4 protein-coding genes are annotated in these 3,192 nt (G+C 55.2%); 2 read left to right on the plus strand and 2 right to left on the minus strand.

Annotated elements, in window-relative coordinates; all coding sequences use genetic code 11:
* Window positions 1-44 precede the first annotated feature (44 nt).
* The gene (gene hokA, locus HMPREF9538_RS21415; protein WP_004205012.1) at window positions 45-197 is read left to right on the plus strand and encodes a type I toxin-antitoxin system toxin HokA; all 153 of its coding nucleotides are present in this window, start codon (window positions 45-47) and stop codon (window positions 195-197) included.
* Between the two features lie 301 nt (window positions 198-498).
* Complete coding sequence (locus HMPREF9538_RS21410; protein ID WP_009484285.1) at window positions 499-2,118, plus strand: ATP-binding cassette domain-containing protein; 1,620 nt, start codon at window positions 499-501, stop codon at window positions 2,116-2,118.
* A 98-nt stretch (window positions 2,119-2,216) separates the two neighbouring features.
* Here HMPREF9538_RS21410 and cspA read toward each other — a convergent pair whose 3' ends face one another.
* Window positions 2,217-2,429: an RNA chaperone/antiterminator CspA gene (gene cspA, locus HMPREF9538_RS21405; RefSeq protein ID WP_000014594.1), complete on the minus strand. Its 213-nt coding sequence runs from the start codon at window positions 2,427-2,429 to the stop codon at window positions 2,217-2,219.
* 251 nt (window positions 2,430-2,680) lie between these two features.
* Window positions 2,681-2,971 (minus strand): HTH-type transcriptional regulator, encoded by a 291-nt coding sequence (locus HMPREF9538_RS21400; protein WP_002921931.1) that lies wholly within the window; start codon window positions 2,969-2,971, stop codon window positions 2,681-2,683.
* Window positions 2,972-3,192: the final 221 nt, after the last annotated feature.

The raw sequence follows: 3,192 nt of genomic DNA on the forward strand, positions 1-3,192 counted from the left end.
CAATTGCAATATCTGTGTGAACTTACACACACGGGAGGCGAGGAATGCCGCAAAAGTATCTGTTGTTTGGCTTAGTAGTGATTTGCTTCACTATTTTATTATTGACCTGGATGGTTCGTGATTCGCTATGTGAATTACAGATCAGGCAGGGAAATATTGAGCTGGTGGCATTCTTAGCCTGTGATATTAAACAGTAAGAGCATCTGGTGGGGATCTATCCCCACCATGCTTGCGGTGTCAGGCATTCTCAATGCACCCTTTCATTGTTCACCAAATAAATCCTTTGCCTCCTGATATCAGGAGGCCTTTTTATTTTTACACGGTTGTTGAATTAAACGGGCTTGAAATTCATAGCGGAGTGTGACTATCCTATGCCCCGACGAATCCCTCGTCTCACTGGAGCGCGCCCCACAAATGAACAAACACGACTGATGAATTTCACGCCTTACCTCGCAGACGTTGCGGGTAGGGGAGTATTGATTTCATTCAGGAGTGCTTATGGCTCATTGCGCCCACATCCCCGCTTTTGTTTTACATCAGGTCACCTGTCAGTTTGCGACGGGACAGACCCTGTTTGGTCCGCTCAGCGTCTCGCTGGAACCGTCCCTTTGCGGCCTGGTCGGCCGGAACGGCGTCGGCAAGACGCGTCTGCTGCGTCTGCTGGCGGGCCTTGATTCTCCTGCCGGCGGCCATATTGAGCGTGCCGCCGCCGTTGCCTGGGTAGCGCAGCAGCCGACGCTCACGCCGGAGACCACCCTCGCCGCGCTGCTCGGCTATGCGCCGATATTTGACGCCTTGTTCCGCCTTGAACAGGGTAATGGACTGGCCGACGATTTCGAGCTATTGGATGGCCACTGGGATCTCACCGATCGCCTGAGTTTAGCGTTCCGTGAAGCCGATCTCCCGCCGTTCTCTGCCGATCGCCCCGCGTTTTCACTCAGCGGCGGCGAGCGGATGAAGGCTCTGCTGTGCGGCGCCTTCGTCTCGGGCGCCGATTATCTGCTGCTGGATGAGCCTACCAACCATCTGGACCGCCAGGGGCGGGAGTGGCTCTATCACCAACTGGAAAGCTGGCAGGGCGGGGCTCTGATCGCCAGCCACGACCGCGAGCTGCTGACGCGGATGCCGAGGATTATTGAGCTGACGCCGACGGCGCTGCGCAGCTACGGCGGCAACTATGCTGAATATCAGCGCCAGCGTATGGCGGAGCAGCAGGCCGCGCGCGCGGCGCTGGAGCATGCCGTGACCGACCGACGGCGCACCCGCGCGCGAATGCATAAGGAGCATGACGCCGCCCAGCGGCGCTCGGCTCAGACGCTGCGTACCGTTGATACGCTAAATATCGCCTCCTTCGAACGCGTGAAGTACAAAGGCGCGGCAAAAGAGCGCCCGGGAACGCTGCGCCGTCAGCATCGTGAACAGAACAGCAGTCTGAATGCCGCCGTGCAGCAGGCGCGGGAGCGGGTTGAGGAAGAGACCCCAGTGATGTTTACCCTGCCGGGTAGCGAAGTGGCCGCCGGCAAGCAGGTGCTGGTGGTGGAGTCATTACAGCTCGACCATGCGCCGGCTGCGCCGCTGAACTGGCGTATCGATGGCCCGATGCGCATCGCGCTAAAGGGGCCAAACGGCTGTGGCAAAACCACTTTGCTGAAAACGCTGTTGGGGCTGGAGCAGGCCGCGTCAGGCGATGTCCGGCTTTCGGTGAGCGCCGCTTACCTCGATCAACATCTGACGCAGCTGGATTTATCCCTGTCGGTAATGGCGCACCTGAGCCTGGAAGATACCCCACTGGATGAGGGCCTCCTGCGCACCCGCCTGGCGCAGCTCCAGCTGGGCGCGGATAAGGTCACTCTGCCGCTGTCGGCGCTCAGCGGCGGCGAGCGCCTTAAAGCGGCGCTGGCGTGCGTGCTCTGGCGACGCGAGCCTGCCCAGCTGCTTTTGTTGGATGAGCCGACCAACCATCTCGATTTAGCATCGACGCAGGCTATTGAAAGCGCGCTGGCGGCGTTTCCCGGCGCGATGCTGGTGGTGTCGCATGATGAGGCGTTTTTACAAGGTCTGAAGCTGACCCATAGTCTGGCGTGGCGGGAGACGAGCTGGCACTTTTCCCTGCTTTGAATGCCCGGTAGCCGCCATCTTATGCTGGCGGCTACTGGCGACAGATAAAAAAAATCCCCGCCATCAGGCAGGGATTCTCGATTCTTAGCGGCTTGAACTTACAGAGAAGTTACGTTGCCAGCTGCCGGGCCTTTAGCGCCGCTTTCGATGGTGAAGGATACTTTCTGACCTTCGTCCAGGGATTTGTAGCCATCGTTCTGGATAGCAGAGAAGTGTACGAACACGTCTTTAGAGCCATCGTCAGGAGTGATGAAGCCGAAGCCTTTGTCAGCGTTGAACCATTTTACGATACCAGTCATTTTACCGGACATAGTGAATTACCTTTAAAAAAATAAGTGAGCCTTGCGGCGTAGGGGTCTGGACTACAGATTTAAAGCGATAAAGGGAAAGTTCACTACGGGGGTATCTTTGGATAACCTTAGAAGGACTGCTCTATTCGACTGCTCTGTGGTCTGTACATCAAACCTGCGAGCATTAACGCACGTTCAGCACCTGATAGCAAACTTTTTTTACGGTGCAGCGGCAAAAGCTCCCTTACTGGCCTTTGCCGCTGCGCGCGAGATTAATCGAGTAATTGTCGTGAAAGCTGTGGATTGGCCTGAATCAGGCGCATCAATTTCAGCTCAGTGGGAGACGGTCTGACCCGTCTCGACTCCCACTCTCTTACCATGGCGACGCTCACGCCCATGACGTTGGCAAAGTCGTCAATCTTAAGTCCAGTGCCTTTACGCAGCTGTTCAAATTCACTAAATACAGTGGACTTACGGTTTGAGGTAAGTTTCTGATTATCATCCTTAAAAACGATGTGTTCCAGGCTGCTCAGCAGTTCAAACACGGGATCTTTATATTCCATTGAGAACTCCTTTTATCACACAGCGGAAAAGATTTTTCTATAGCTCATTAAGAATAGTCAGAAAATGGCGCAAGGGATGGTAACGTCGGTGATTATTTGCCAACAGGCTATCGAATCTGCCCCGACAGCCAAACGGCAGCGTAGCCTAAAAGAATGATTATTAACGCGATGAGGTGGCTTCGAAAATTTTTGTAAACGGATAAGAAAAAAGCGGCAAAGCC

The sequence above is a fragment of the Klebsiella sp. MS 92-3 genome, from assembly GCF_000195655.1.
Lineage (GTDB): Bacteria > Pseudomonadota > Gammaproteobacteria > Enterobacterales > Enterobacteriaceae > Klebsiella > Klebsiella pneumoniae.